General features: G+C 66.8%; 14 protein-coding genes. All 14 read left to right on the top strand.

Features of this window, described 5'->3' with window-relative positions; genetic code table 11:
- The first annotated feature begins 5 nt into the window (after positions 1 to 5).
- Positions 6 to 176, top strand: a complete 171-nt coding sequence (locus MFF04_RS20045) for a hypothetical protein (protein WP_238278494.1) — start codon at positions 6 to 8, stop codon at positions 174 to 176.
- Positions 173 to 1,993, top strand: a complete 1,821-nt coding sequence (locus tag MFF04_RS20040; protein ID WP_238278492.1) for a phage tail tip lysozyme — start codon at positions 173 to 175, stop codon at positions 1,991 to 1,993. The genes MFF04_RS20045 and MFF04_RS20040 overlap by 4 nt, the downstream gene beginning before the upstream one ends.
- A gap of 744 nt (positions 1,994 to 2,737) precedes the next feature.
- Positions 2,738 to 3,061 (top strand): hypothetical protein, encoded by a 324-nt coding sequence (locus tag MFF04_RS20035; RefSeq protein ID WP_238278490.1) that lies wholly within the window; start codon positions 2,738 to 2,740, stop codon positions 3,059 to 3,061.
- Positions 3,062 to 3,085: 24 nt separating this feature from the next.
- Complete coding sequence (locus MFF04_RS20030) at positions 3,086 to 3,829, top strand: phage baseplate protein (protein ID WP_238278488.1); 744 nt, start codon at positions 3,086 to 3,088, stop codon at positions 3,827 to 3,829.
- A 3-nt stretch (positions 3,830 to 3,832) separates the two neighbouring features.
- Entirely contained in the window at positions 3,833 to 4,147 is a 315-nt protein-coding gene (locus tag MFF04_RS20025) for a phage baseplate plug family protein (RefSeq protein WP_238278486.1), read from the top strand.
- Positions 4,148 to 4,152: 5 nt separating this feature from the next.
- Positions 4,153 to 5,094 (top strand): phage protein, encoded by a 942-nt coding sequence (locus tag MFF04_RS20020; protein WP_238278484.1) that lies wholly within the window; start codon positions 4,153 to 4,155, stop codon positions 5,092 to 5,094.
- Complete coding sequence (locus MFF04_RS20015) at positions 5,094 to 5,915, top strand: Gp138 family membrane-puncturing spike protein (RefSeq protein ID WP_238278483.1); 822 nt, start codon at positions 5,094 to 5,096, stop codon at positions 5,913 to 5,915. Before MFF04_RS20020 ends, MFF04_RS20015 begins: the two co-directional genes overlap by 1 nt.
- A complete protein-coding gene (locus MFF04_RS20010; protein ID WP_238278481.1) occupies positions 5,915 to 6,307 on the top strand; it encodes a contractile injection system sheath initiator in 393 nt (130 codons plus the stop codon). The genes MFF04_RS20015 and MFF04_RS20010 overlap by 1 nt, the downstream gene beginning before the upstream one ends.
- Before the next feature lies 1 nt (position 6,308).
- Positions 6,309 to 7,493 (top strand): baseplate J/gp47 family protein, encoded by a 1,185-nt coding sequence (locus MFF04_RS20005; RefSeq protein WP_238278479.1) that lies wholly within the window; start codon positions 6,309 to 6,311, stop codon positions 7,491 to 7,493.
- On the top strand, positions 7,493 to 8,284 hold the full coding sequence (locus MFF04_RS20000; protein ID WP_238278477.1) for a baseplate wedge 1 family protein: 792 nt from the start codon (positions 7,493 to 7,495) through the stop codon (positions 8,282 to 8,284). The genes MFF04_RS20005 and MFF04_RS20000 overlap by 1 nt, the downstream gene beginning before the upstream one ends.
- Before the next feature lie 42 nt (positions 8,285 to 8,326).
- Positions 8,327 to 9,526: a glycine-rich domain-containing protein gene (locus MFF04_RS19995; RefSeq protein WP_238278475.1), complete on the top strand. Its 1,200-nt coding sequence runs from the start codon at positions 8,327 to 8,329 to the stop codon at positions 9,524 to 9,526.
- 13 nt (positions 9,527 to 9,539) lie between these two features.
- Positions 9,540 to 9,968: a hypothetical protein gene (locus MFF04_RS19990; RefSeq protein WP_238278473.1), complete on the top strand. Its 429-nt coding sequence runs from the start codon at positions 9,540 to 9,542 to the stop codon at positions 9,966 to 9,968.
- Between the two features lie 9 nt (positions 9,969 to 9,977).
- A complete protein-coding gene (locus tag MFF04_RS19985) occupies positions 9,978 to 10,637 on the top strand; it encodes a hypothetical protein (RefSeq protein ID WP_238278471.1) in 660 nt (219 codons plus the stop codon).
- A 1-nt stretch (position 10,638) separates the two neighbouring features.
- Complete coding sequence (locus tag MFF04_RS19980; protein ID WP_238278469.1) at positions 10,639 to 13,284, top strand: tail fiber domain-containing protein; 2,646 nt, start codon at positions 10,639 to 10,641, stop codon at positions 13,282 to 13,284.
- The last annotated feature ends 43 nt before the right edge of the window (positions 13,285 to 13,327 follow it).

Genomic DNA, 13,327 nt, shown 5'->3' with positions numbered 1-13,327 from the left:
CGCTGATGCCGGACGGGGACGAGTTCATCCTCGGGCCGATCCCCCTCGGCTACTACCGGTACACCGATCTTCTGGAAGGCCCGCTGTCGATCGAGCATGTCGCCGAGATCAATGACGCGATGGCCTACGAGACCGAGAACCGGCACCGCATCCATGAGGCGCTGAAGACGAAATGAGCGCCGACGTCCTCAAGGAGTTCGTGGTCTCGCTCGGCTGGAAGGTCGACGAGCAGGGTGGCCGCAAGGTCCGAGAGACGGTCGCCGGCATCACGCGCTCGGCCACCGTGCTGACCCTGGCGCTCGAGGCGGCCGCGCTCGCCGCCGCGGCTGCCGTCGCTAAGATCGCCGCGAACTTCGACACCCTCTACTTCACGAGCCAGCGCGTCGGCTCGACGGCCAGGAACATCCAGGGGCTGAGCTACGCCTTCGGACAGGTCGGCAGCTCGACGGCCAACGCACAGTCCGCGGTCGAGTCCTTCGCCCGGGCCATGCGGACGAACCCCGGCGTCGGGCAGTTCATCCGCGACTTGGGCGTGGCCACCACGCAGGGTGGCAAGGCGCGCGACAGCATCGACGTCCTGTCCGATGCGATCGACGCGATCCAGAAGAAGCACCCGTACTACGCGGGTGCGCAGATGGCCTCGCTCCTGGGCATCGACGAGGGCACCTATCAAACCCTCACCAAGTACCGCGCCGAGATCAAGCGCTACCGCGAGGAGTATGATCAGACCGCCAGGATGGTCGGTCTCGACAACGAGAAGGCGGCCGAAGCCGGGCACAGCTTCACGCGGTCCCTGACGACGCTCGGCGCCCTGATCGGCGCGGTCGGCCAGCGGATGTTGATCCAGTTCGCCCCAGCGCTGGAGCGCGTCGTTAAGGCGCTCCTGACATGGGTCGAAGAGCACCGCGAGGATATCGAGGGCTTTTTCAAGCGAGTCGGTGACGCCGTCGAGAAGTTCACGCAGAGCTTGGAGAGCGGCAACCTGACGAAGGAGCTCGGGTTCATCCGTGACCGCTTCGTCGAGATCGGCAAGGTCATTGAGAGGGTCATCTCCCTTCTCGGCAAGCTCGGCCTCTTCGACACCGCCCGTGGAGGCGACCCGATCGGACGCGTTGTGTCGTCATGGCTCGGGAAGGGCAGCGAGGTGGCTGACGGCGAGGCTCGCCTCAACAGCCATCAGGAGGCACAGAAGCCCGGCCTCTTCACGCGCGGTCTCAATTGGCTGAAGCGAAAGACGGGGATCGGGACGCCGACGGATGCCGGGGGTGGCTCGACCGCTCCCATCGGGGGTCAGACATTTCGGGAGAAGTCTCCAGGGGTCATGCAGCGCCTTATGGACGACTTTGGGCTCACGAAGGAAAAGGCCTCAATCGTACTCGGCAACCTAGGCCATGAGAGCGCAGGCTTCAGAGCTTTCGAGGAGGGCGGCGGCGGCCCGGGGCGCGGCTGGGCACAATGGACCGATCCGGGACGCAAACGCCGCTTCTTCGAGTATGCAAAGCAGCGTGGACTTGATCCACGAAGCGATGAGGCGAACTACGGCTTCCTGAAGTGGGAGCTTCAGAACACACACAAGCACGCGATTTCTAATCTCAAGAATGCAACCGGATCTGAAGATGAGATGCGTGTGTTTGAGCGCGACTTCGAAGGTGCGGGGGTTAAGGCTTATGGAAGTCGCTTCAGATATGCGCGAGAAGCACTGAAAGCTTACGAGGACGCTCAGAAATCTAAGCCGACAGGGCTTCCGCCGCTCAACTTCCCGCAGGGCGGCTTCAGTCCAGGCGGCTTCGATGTCAGCAAGGCGACCGCCGGCGCTCCACTGGGCGCTTCGACGACGAACAACAGCACGTCCAATCAGGTGACGATGCAGAACTCGATGTCGATCAAGATCGATGGCTCGGGCGACCCGGCAACCACCGGCGCCTTCGTCGAACGCGCGATGAACCGATCCAACGAGTTGAGCCTGCGGAACGCCCAGACCGCGATCCGCTAACGCCAAGCACACACCGATGCGCGCGCATTCTCCCAGCACGCGCCGTTTCGCTTTAGGCGACCAAGAGGGGTTTGAGCGTGTGTTGCTCCAATGCGTTCGTTCCAAAAACCCAGCATAGTTCCGTCGCCTTGCCTATTGACGATTGCGAAGTACGTTAAGCCTTCGCGATGCTCAGCTGTTCCTATTGTGAAACTTCCATCCTGACTGATAGAAACGTTACAGACATCATCCAAATATGTCGTACCTTCGACCCGAAGCAGGCAACGGCCTGGATTTCCTGTTGGAGCTGGCGTGGGAGGTGTTCGCACCGCAGAGGCGGGCCCTGTCCAAGTAGTGCCGCCGTTCTGCGGCCGAGATCCTGAAGGCATTTCCCGAGCTTCAGAACCGCTCTTAGGATCTGTGCGTAGTGATCGACTCCAATAACTATCGCTTTCATCTCCCGATGCTTCGGTCGCCGATAAGGACTTTGAGGTCGAAACCGCCTGATCGCCGCTTGTCGTAGAGACATCTCGAGGCTGATCTGGCAAATATGTTAACGCATACGCTGCAACTGTTAGACACAAGAAAGCAATCACAAAACTTCTTGAGAATTTAGGGAACAATATCGCAATTAATATAGCTAGCAGGGCAAAGAATATAAAAAACAGTATAATCGTTACCGGTGCTAGCGCGAGCGCGACGAGGAGCGCTTCCATAGCTCAGGGTTCCGTTGTTTGCCCACTCGGCACGATAGACGGGCTATGATTGCATCTCAAATCGATGTTCTGCAATGTGCCCGACATGCCCGAACCCCTCCCGCGCACCCCCTTGAACGAACTCGTTGCGGACCTGCGCGAGACGGCCGAGGATCTGGCCGGCGAGCTTGAGGGCATTCCAGCGCACGAGACCACCGAGGGCGAGGCTGCACAGCTTCTTGAGGAGATGGCCGACGCTCTGACCCGCATCGCGGATGGCGCGGCCGATCCGCAGCGTATCGCCGCTGAAACGCTGGCCATGCAGTCGCCGCTGAAGCCCGAGACCGGACACGACGCGATCATCCGTGGCCTGCTGAACCCCAAACGCCTGTAGCCACGCCAACCGGGAGGGCGGCGCATGTCCCTCCTCGGCGAACTGACCTACGCTCTGATCTCCTCGCCCGTCCGGTCCATCGGAACCGTGATCCCGGACGTGGTGATCGAAGAGGCGCACCGCGACGAGCTCATCATCACGCAGCACCCGGTCGAGAAGGGTGCGACGATCACGGACCACGCCTTCGCCCGGCCGGCCGAGCTCGATATGCGCTGCGGGTTCTCGGACTCATCGGCCGCCTATGCCGGGTACACGCAGGACGTCTACCAAGCCCTTCGTGCACTCCAGCAGAGCCGACGGCCGTTCACGGTCACGACCGGCAAGCGCGTCTATCGGAACATGCTGATCCGCGCGCTGGGTGTCATCACCGACGCCCGCTCCGAGAACGCCCTGATGGTCCTGTGCGGACTTCAGGAGATCAAGATCGTCTCCACCCAGACCACAAGCACCGGCAGCGACACGGCCGGTGCGGGGCAGTCGGGAGATCAGGCCTCGCCGCAGACGACCGGCGGGACCACCAACGGTGGCGACCAGCAGGGCCTGCCCATCACCGGCAGCGAGTTCGCCGGATCCTTCAACCCAGGCGGCTTCAACACCGACGGCGGCTCGCTCGGCAACGGGTCGTTCGGATCGCTCGGGACGCCCGGCATGGACGGTCTCAGCTCCGGTCCAACCGCCGAACTGGGCGAACTGCAGATCGACGGCATCGACAACGACAACCGCCCTCAAGGCGTCGAGGCGTCGCCCTACAACGTGTTCGGCTCCTGATCCGTGGCCGCCCTCGAGATCCCCCTCACGCCCCAGGCGCAGCGCTTCTCCATTACTCTGGACGGCATTGTCTACCGGATGCGAGCACTCTGGAACGATGCGGAGGAGGGCGGCTGGACGCTCGACATCGGCGACGAGGACGGAGTGCTTCTCGTCGCCGGCATCCCGCTCGTCGTCGGTGTCGATCTGCTGGCGCAGCACCGGCACCTCGGTTTCACGGGCGGCCTCTACGTCACGACCGACCGCGGGGCCGGTGAGATCCCGACCTACCCCGGCCTCGGTCAGACGGCGCACCTGTTCTACGTCACCACCGCTTGACCGTGATGAGCGAGCAGTACCTTCGCGTCTGTCGGGTCACCATTGAGGGTGGCGGCAAGGCGCTCGATGCATCGCAGATGCGCATCCGGTTCGACGTGCACCAGCGCGATTCCTCGACGCCCCATCACGTCAACATCTACATCTACAACCTGTCCAAGACGACGGCTCAGGCGATCCGGAAGGAGTACCGCAGCGTCACCCTGGAGGCGGGCTACGAAAGCGGTGCTGGGGTCATCTTCAAAGGCGAGATCGTTCAGGTGCGCATCCTGCGCGAGAACGTCACCGACACCGTGGTCCACATTCTTGCGACCAGCGCCCAGCGTGCCCGCAACTTCGCGACGGTGAACAAGTCGCTGGCCTCCGGCCACACGTACCGCGATCGCATCGTCGCCGCCGCCAAGGCGCTCGGCGAGTTCGGAGTGACGGTCGGCCACATCGACGACCTCGGCCCAAAGAAGTTTCCGCGCGGCTTCGCCTGCTTCGGGATGGCCAGGGACCTGCTTCGAGAGGTCTGCTTCGCGACCGGCTCGTCCTGGCACATCACCAACGGCCGCCTGAACGTGGTGAAGAACGACAGCGCGCTTCCCGGCAGCGTGATCGAATTGAACTCCGACACGGGCATGATCGGGCTGCCCGAGCAGACCCTCGACGGCGTCGTCGTGCGCTGCCTGCTCAACTACCGGATCCTGCCTGCCCAGAAGATTAGGATCAGCGAAGGTAGCATCCAGCAGGCGGCCTTCAGTCCGGCTTACGCCGGTGCGCTCAACAACGAACTTCTACAGAACCAACTCGGGCTCGCGGCGGACGGTATCTACAAGGCGCTGCTCGTCGAGCACAACGGCGATACCCGCGGCCCCAACTGGTACACCGAGATCGTGTGCGTCAAGGCCGACGGCGGCGCGTCGCCGAGTCTCTACGCCCGCGGCATCACCGAGGAGCAGACCTGATGGACCTGCGCACTCGCTACGACGACTTCGACGAGATGCTGGCCACGATCACGGATGCCGTGAAGGCCGGCATCTGGGTCGCCATGCCGGTGAAGGTCGCCGCCGACTCGAAGGACGGGCACACCATCAGCCTCCAACCCTCCGTGAAGGCGACGAAGCTGAAGCCGGACGGGACGCGCGAGCTCACGCAGCTTCCCGTCCTCTCGGACTGCCCGATCCACCACATGGGCGGCGGCGGCGTGACGGTCACGCATCCCCATAAGGAGGGGGACGAGGGCATCGCCCTGTTCTGCGGCCGCTCGCTCGATGCCTGGCACCAGCAGGGCGGCATCCAGAGCCAAGTCGACGCCCGCATGCACTCGCTCTCGGACGCAATCTACATCCCAGGCATCCGCTCGACGCCGCGCAAGCTCGAGAACGTGTCGACCACCTCGACGCAGATGCGCTCCGACGACGGCAAGCACATGTTCGACCTGCACCCCAAGAACGGGCCATCGATGGCGGCCGACGGGGGCAAGCACACCATCGCCGTCAACCCGCAGTCCGGCATCGCGCTGAAGACCGCCATGGCCATGTCGATCGATGCGACGAAGGGCCTGGAGGTGACGGGCAAGACGCACTTCAAGGATGCGGTCACCTCGGCCAAGAGCTTCGGCGCGCCGAGCACCTTCAGCAACGGCGGAGGCCCCTTCACCGGGATGCTCGGCGGCTTCATCGGCTTCTGGCTCGGCCTCGCGACACTGCTCGCGGTGACCGGGTCGCAGAGCCCGGCGGACGGCCTCGTTCAGGCCCGGTACGCGCTGGCGGCGTGGGGCCGCTGATGCGGGTCCGTCGCGTGGATGCGGACGGCGATATGGTGTTCGGGGGCGATCAGGCCGCCTTCCACCATGACACGCCTGACGCGGTGGCCCAGGTCGTCGAGAGCCGGCTTCAGCTCTGGCAGGGACAGTGGTTCCTGGATCTGGCCGAAGGAACGGAAGTCGAGACCCGCGTGCTCGGCAAGCGGACCGAGGCGACCCGCGATCCAGTCTACCGCTCGCGCATCCTCGGCTCGCCAGGGGTCGTCGCGATCACGGCCTACAACAGCGTGCTGAACCGCGACACGCGTGGCTTCGCCATCGCAGCCACCATCGACACCGCCTTCAGCCGCAATGCCCAGGGCCGCCCGACGACGACGGCCGCGGTCGACACCTTCGTGCAGGACGGTCGCTGACATGGGCTCGACGCCGGTCTGTCAGATCACCGCAGCGGGCATCGTGCGGCCCGACTACGCGGCCTGCCTCGGCTACTTCCAGGGGCTCTACCGCTCGATCTACGGGCAGGATGTCTATCTCGGAGCCGACTGCCAGGACGGGCAGTTCATGGCGCTTCTCGCCAACGCCCTGCATGATGCGAACGGCGAGGCCGTCGCGGTCTACAACGCGTTCTCGCCTGCCACGGCTCAGGGCGCCGGCTTGTCGTCGGTCGTGAAGATCAACGGGATCCGCAGGAAGTCGGCGACCTACTCGACCGCCGACGTGCTCATCGTCGGTCAGGTCGGTGCCGAGATCGTCTCGGGGGCGGCACGTGATCAGAGCGGAAACCTGTGGTCGCTGCCGGACAGCGTGATCATTCCGCCGGCCGGCCAGATCACCGTGACCGCAACCTGTCAGACCCTCGGCGCGGTGGCGGCTCCGAGCGGCGCCATCGACACCATCGCCACGCCGACGCTCGGCTGGCAGTCCGTCGGAAACCCCATCGCCGCGGCCGTCGGCCTGCCCATCGAGACCGATCGGCAGTTGCGCCAGCGGCAGGCGCTTTCGACGGCCCTCCCGGCGCAGACCATCCTGGAGGCCCTGGTCGGCGCATTGTTCGCCGTGACGGGCGTGACGCGGGTCAAGGCCTACGAGAACGACACGAACCTCCCGGACGGCTTCACGGGCGCGCCGGGTCACACCCTCACGGCCGTGGTCGAGGGCGGCGATGTCGCCACCATCGCCAGCGTCATCGCCGGCAAGAAGAGCCCCGGCGTCGGCACCTACGGCGATCAACTTCAGGTTCTCACCGATCGCGCCGGCATCCCGCATCCGATCCGGTTCTTCCGCCCGGCACGCCGCACCATCGCCTGGTACGTCACGCTTCGTCCGAAGGCGGGCTACACGCTCGACGTCGCCGCGGCGATCCAGCAGGCACTCGCCGCCTACACGAACGGCATCGATATCGGCGCCAATCAGCAGCTCAGCAGCGCCTATCCCGCGGCGAACCTTCTGGACGACCCGCGTGCCGCGACCTTCGAGATCGTCGGGCTCGTCGCCAAGCGGGCCGACCTCACAAGCGATGCCTATGGAGACATCGCTGCGGCGTTCAACGAGGCCCTGGTCTGTGACCCGAGCGACGTGAACATCACGACGGTCGTGTGATGGCCAAGCCCCTCACGCTCTACCTCGGTCGGATCACGCCCTGGCAGGTCGAGAACCCGCGCTACGTCGCGACGGTTTCGGGCTCCTTGGAGCCGATCGTCACGGCCGGCGCGGTCATCGCGGGCCTGCCCGCGGTCTTCGATCTCGATACGGCCATCGGCGCCCAACTCGATGTCGTGGGACTGTGGGTCGGTCGGGCGCGCACCGTCCGACTTCCGATTCCGCAGCCCTGGTTCTCGTTCGACGATGACCGCCTGGGCTTCGACAGGGGCGTCTGGAAAGGGCCTTTTTCCGGCTCGTTCGGGGTCTACTCACTCGACGACGAAACCTACCGGAGACTGCTGCGGGCCAACATCCTCGCCAAGCGGTGGGACGGCACCGTGCCGGGCGCGCAGGCCGCCTTCGACGTCTTCTTCATCGATCCGGCCACGCACGTGTTCGTGCAGGACAATGCGCAGGTTCCCTACCCGCAGATCCTGTTCGCCTTCGACGAAGAGGGAAAGGGGTTCGATCAGGCCTACTGGTTCGATCCCGCGGCGGCCAAGGCGACGACCGAGCGCGTCGACGTCTCCATGACGATCGGCGTCTCGGGCCGCATCCCAGGGCCCCTGGAGCTCGGGCTGCTGGCGCAGGATGCGATCCCGATCAAGCCGGCCGGCGTGATGACGACCTACGCCGTGACGAGCGTCGACGGTGCGGCGCTCTTCGGCTTCGACGTTCAGAACGAGTTCGTCTCCGGCTTCGACGCCGGAGCCTGGGGCGTCGAGCCCGAACGCCTCCTCGAGGCCTGACCTTTCGCGCGGGTTCGCGCCCTCCAACCCCTGAGAGCGACCATGGCTGGAACGAACGAGTTCGTGCCCTTCGGCACGGGTCCGGGCGCCAACGTGCTGACCGCAGCCGGGTGGGCAGCGCTCGGTGCGCGGTTGAGCGGTTTCGCCGGCGGGGTGGCGAGTTCCGCGCAGTGCAACACCGCGTGGCGACAGTCGACCTCGGTCGCCGCGATGGTCGCGGCGTTCATTGCGAGCCGGAACTACGATGCGCTCGACAATGGCGATCAGGCTGGGCTGCTGGCGAACTTCAACGCGGCGCTCTCCGCCAAGATCGCGGAGTCGGCTCCTCTCCCTCCCGCACTCGCCCTCTGGCACTACGGCGAAGCCCAGGGCAACGCCAGCGCCTTCACGGCCAACGTCACCCCCGACATCGCGGGCTACGTCGCGGGTTACGCCTACAGCATCAAGATGGCGGCGACGGCGGTCGGAGGAGGCACCGCCGGCAACCTCGACAATCGAGGTCTGCGCCCCGTGGTCCGCGCCGATGGCACGCCGATCCGAGCGGGCGACTGGATCGCGGGCCAGGTCGTGCTGTTCCTCGACGACGGTTCCAACCTCCAGCTCGCCGGTGTCTTGACCTCGAATCAGCCGGCGTCGAGCACGGCGAGCTTCACGATGCCCGGTGCTGGCACGTGGACCGTCCCGGCCGGCGTCACGGCCATCAAGCGCATCCGGGTCTGGGCCGCCGGCGGGGCCGGTGGCGGCGCTGCGCTCGGTGCCGGTAATGGTGGCTCCGGTGGAGGCTCCGGCGCCTATGCCGAGGCGATCAACGTGCCGTGCACGCCTGGCAGCACGGTCGCCTATACGGTCGGGGCCGCAGGCACCGGAACGTCGGGCGACGGCAACGCGGGCGGCACGTCGTCCTGGGGCGGCCTCGTCTCGGCTCCCGGCGGCCAGGGCGGCAAGTACGCCGCGAACGGCATCGCGACGCCGAGCGGCGCAGGTGGGTCGCAGGCTTCCGGCGGCAACGTCCTGAGCCGGCCCGGCAACGCGGGCGGCACGGGCTTCATTGCGGCAGGCGGGTCTGCCCTCTCCGGCGTCGGCGCCCCCGCGTTCGGGGGCTCCCAGGTCGGCCCGAACACCGGCACCAACGGATCGAACGGCGCCTATCCGGGCGGCGGCGGGGCCGGCGGCGGCGGCGGGGCGGGCAATGCCAGCAACGGCGGCCCTGGCGCCGACGGCCTCATCATCATCGAGTACTGAGGGGAAGCCGCCGATGTCTGCCATGCTGCGCATCCAGGACGGCACCGCCGTCGAGGTCGTCGAGATGCCGTCCGGTGTCGCGCCCGAGGCCCTCTACACCCCCGAGTTCCGGGCGACGCTCGTGCCGAAGGGCGGCGCCGAGGTCGGCTACGTCCTCGATGACAAGGGCAAGCTGATTCCGCCGCCGGAGCCCGAGGCCGGCCCCGCACCGGTCGTCGACGTGACCCGCGCTCAGGCCAAGATCGCACTCCACCGCGCCGGCTACCTCGATCAGGTGAAGGTGCTCGTGGAGGAGGAGGGCGGCGAGGTCGCGATCTGGTTCGCCGAGGCCAACATGTGGCAGCGCGCGAACCCGCACGTCGAGACGCTCGGCGCGGCACTCGGGCTGTCGGCGGCGCAGATCGACGACCTGTTCCGGCTGGCTGCGCAGATCCAGGCCTGAGGCCGCGCCGTGACCAACATCCTGGCGCTGCCGTGCAATGCGGAACCGGCGGACATCGTCACGTTCACGAACGCCGACTGGCGTGACACGTTCGTATTCCTCGTCGCCGGGCAGGCGGCGGGCTACCCGGCCAGCGGCAACACCGGCAACGGGACGCTCGTCGTGAGCGAGGTGGCGGCTCAGGCCGCGCTCGGCACGCACACGATCGAGATCGTCGAGACGCCAGCCGGCGCGCCGGCCCGCTACGTCGTGCGCACGCCGAACGAGGTTCCGTCGGCCATCGGGGTCACGGGGGCGACTATCGCGGCGGGCGGGCTGACGCTCTCGCTCGCGCAGGGCGCGACGGCCTTCGTCGTCGGCGACACCTTCGCCATCGCGGTCATGCCCGTCCCGCTCGATGTCACCGGCATCCGCTTCGACCTGATGCTGCGCCGGAGCGCGGCCGCCGCGACCGTTTCGCTGTTCGCATCCTCCGCACCCGGCATCGACACCATCGTCAACGGCGGCGCGACCGGTGCCGCTGCCATGGCCGTCATGAGGGACGCGATGGAAGATTTGGCTTCCGGCTCCTACGCCTACGATCTCGTGGCCAGCGCGGACGGCGCGACCTTCGTGCCGTACTTCGGCACGGTCGAGCATCGCCGGGGCATCACCACGGTGGTGACCTGAGATGGCGTTCAAGGCGAGCCTCTCGGGCGCCCCAGCCGTCTTCGTCGCCGGTCCTGCCGGACCGAGGGGACTGGTAGGGCCCAAAGGAGATCAGGGCGGCATCGGCCCGACCGGAGCGACGGGGCAGGTCGGACCGCCGGGCAACCAGGGCAGCCCTGGTCCCGCCGGTCAGACGGGACCGCAGGGCGGTCAGGGCGTTCAGGGCCCCAAGGGCGACCCCGGCGCGGGCACGACGATCAAGGGCCGCGTCGCCAACTACGGCGCGCTTCCGACGAGCGGGCAGTCCGCCGGCGATACCTACATCATGGACAATGCGGGCACCGATCCGCAGGGACAGGCCTATAGCGTCGATGACGCCTACACCTATGTCCCCGGCACGCCGCCCTGGCTCTACATCGGCCCGCTCCGCGGCCCCAAGGGTGATGCCGGTGCACAGGGCGCCCAAGGACCGCAGGGGCCGGCCGCCAACGTCTCGCAGCTCGTCAGCAAAACGGGCGACGTGATGACCGGCGGCCTGTCGGCTGGTGACCCGAGCCTGCTGGCGCCGGTCGCGTTCGCGGCAAGCACTTCAAGTCACTCGTCGGGCTCGAAGCGGTCATCCATCAACATCGGCAACTACCAGTTCGGGCAGGATCTCAATCTCGACGGGACGAGGGACTGGTACTGGTACAGCTACGAGCGCGGCAGCGCCCCGTTTCGCGGGGGCATCGACGACGTTGTCCACTTCAGCCAGCGGCCGACGTTCGCCGGGGCCGTTCCGTGGGACACCGGCAATCTCAACCCCAGCCTCTTCCCAGGTACGGACGGTCAGTTCGCGACGCGTGCAGGTATCCCGAACCGGCCGACCGCCGACGGTGGGCGAGCCGCGCTCAAGGTACGCCCGGCGGTCGGCATTTTCAGCGGGCTCGATAGCCGCCAACTGGTACAGGGCCGGGCGCGGGCTTATGCCAACGAGCTGCTCTGCGGCGCCTTCGAGGATGCGGCCTGGGGCGGCCCGAACGGCAAGATCTACGCGCCGAACGTCATCTCGGTCGACGACACGCTCGACAACGGCTCATCGACTGGCACGAGTGCCGATCCATACGGTCAGCCGGAAAACTTCGGGCACACCGTCTCGCCGCTGCTGATCCAGCATCGCTACGGCGGCGGCACGGGCGTGCGGGAGACGATCCGCACGAACACGGTCGTCACGCAGGCGTCGGCGGCATGGAACCCCGCGCGTATCGTCGTCGGGATGAGGAACACCGTCTCGGTTCACGCCGCTGACGGCGGCACCGCCTTCCCAGGAGGCAACGTCAGTCCGTTCACAGGGGGCGAGGGGACGTTCTTCGCGCAGAACCCCGAAGCCTACCTGATGGACAGCGCGACCGACGTCCTGCAGGTCGCGGTCAGCGAGGCCAACGTCGGCATCTGGGGCAACGCCTCGGCTCGCATCCTGTACGGCTACAGCGTCGTCAAGCGCTCGGACAAGATGGCCGATGTGGTCGATGCGGCCTTCATCAGCAGTTCGATCACCAACTCTTCCGGGATCGCGACACCATTCCGGGATCAGTTCCTCGTCACCAACCTGAACGGCGCCAATCCGTGTGACCCGACTGGCACCATCATGCGGACCCGCGCCTTCAACGGCGCAGCGATGTCGGTCGCGACGATCTTCGACTTCCAGAACCTCGCGTGCGGCTCAATCCTCCGAGCGCCGAACACCGACCTCTCGCCGGTCAACTGGTCGCTCTCAGCGCCAAATTTCGGCGTGGAGATCGGGTCGCAGGCGCAAAGCGGAACGCCGTACTTCGACTTCCACACCTCCGGTCAGGTCATCGACTACGACTGCCGCATCGTGGCGAGCGGGGGCAACGGGACTGTCGGCGGGGGCGCGTTGAGCCTCATCGCGAGCCTTACCCAGACGCAGCAAATCGCGCCACTGGCCGACAACACCTACGCGCTCGGCGCCCCGAGCCAGAAGTGGTCGGTCGTGTACGCCGGCACCCAGACGATCAGCACCTCCGACGCTCGGCTGAAAGACATCTCCGGCCCGCCGGACGATGCGCTTCTCGACGCCATCGAGGACGTCGAAATCGTCCTCTACCGCTACCTCGACTCGATCGCTGCGAAGGGCGAGGACGGTGCTCGCATCCACGCCGGCGTCGTCGCGCAACAACTTGGGTCGGCGATGCGGGCGCGTGGCCTCGACCCCGCCGCGTACTCGTTCTGGTGCGCCGATCCCGAGGTCGAGACGGTGGAGGAAGACCACTGGATCGAGGAGCAGGATTACGAGGAGGTCGAGGTCGCCGACCAGACGCACGTTCTCGTGGGCGACCATGCGGTGCTGCGGGAGGTATCGCGCACCGAGAGGCGGCTGAAGCGTCGCAAGGTGCCGCTCCTCGACGAGGCCGGCGCGCCTGTCCGCGATGGCGGCGCGCTCGGATTGTCCGCCGGCAGCGGCGAACCGGTCATGGTCGAGGTGCCGGTGATGGTTCGCGTGAACCGCCCCCGGCAAGTCGCGCGGCCCGTGCTCGACACGGATGGCGAGCCCGTCATCCGCCTTGGCGTCCGCTACGGCGATCTCGCCATGCTGATGCTCGCCTGCGCGCGCCGTCGAGCGTTGCGGCTCGAGCGGCGCGTCGCAGCCCTCGAAGCCGCCGCCTGAGCCCATCCGAGGACCCCATGCCCCACACCCGCCCGAACGGGCC

This window comes from Methylobacterium jeotgali (assembly GCF_022179345.1).
GTDB lineage: Bacteria > Pseudomonadota > Alphaproteobacteria > Rhizobiales > Beijerinckiaceae > Methylobacterium > Methylobacterium jeotgali.
The sequence above is the reverse complement of the archived record's forward strand: the minus strand, read 5'-3'. Positions and strand labels throughout refer to the sequence as shown.

What these genes read in the sequence shown, in the direction of transcription:
- MFF04_RS20045 (WP_238278494.1), top strand. Translation starts at nt 6, where the DNA reads ATGCCGGACGGGGACGAGTTCATCCTCGGGCCGATCCCCCTCGGCTAC.
- MFF04_RS20040 (WP_238278492.1), top strand. Translation starts at nt 173, where the DNA reads ATGAGCGCCGACGTCCTCAAGGAGTTCGTGGTCTCGCTCGGCTGGAAG.
- MFF04_RS20030 (WP_238278488.1), top strand. Translation starts at nt 3,086, where the DNA reads ATGTCCCTCCTCGGCGAACTGACCTACGCTCTGATCTCCTCGCCCGTC.
- MFF04_RS20020 (WP_238278484.1), top strand. Translation starts at nt 4,153, where the DNA reads ATGAGCGAGCAGTACCTTCGCGTCTGTCGGGTCACCATTGAGGGTGGC.
- MFF04_RS20015 (WP_238278483.1), top strand. Translation starts at nt 5,094, where the DNA reads ATGGACCTGCGCACTCGCTACGACGACTTCGACGAGATGCTGGCCACG.
- MFF04_RS20010 (WP_238278481.1), top strand. Translation starts at nt 5,915, where the DNA reads ATGCGGGTCCGTCGCGTGGATGCGGACGGCGATATGGTGTTCGGGGGC.
- MFF04_RS20005 (WP_238278479.1), top strand. Translation starts at nt 6,309, where the DNA reads ATGGGCTCGACGCCGGTCTGTCAGATCACCGCAGCGGGCATCGTGCGG.
- MFF04_RS20000 (WP_238278477.1), top strand. Translation starts at nt 7,493, where the DNA reads ATGGCCAAGCCCCTCACGCTCTACCTCGGTCGGATCACGCCCTGGCAG.
- MFF04_RS19995 (WP_238278475.1), top strand. Translation starts at nt 8,327, where the DNA reads ATGGCTGGAACGAACGAGTTCGTGCCCTTCGGCACGGGTCCGGGCGCC.
- MFF04_RS19990 (WP_238278473.1), top strand. Translation starts at nt 9,540, where the DNA reads ATGTCTGCCATGCTGCGCATCCAGGACGGCACCGCCGTCGAGGTCGTC.
- MFF04_RS19980 (WP_238278469.1), top strand. Translation starts at nt 10,639, where the DNA reads ATGGCGTTCAAGGCGAGCCTCTCGGGCGCCCCAGCCGTCTTCGTCGCC.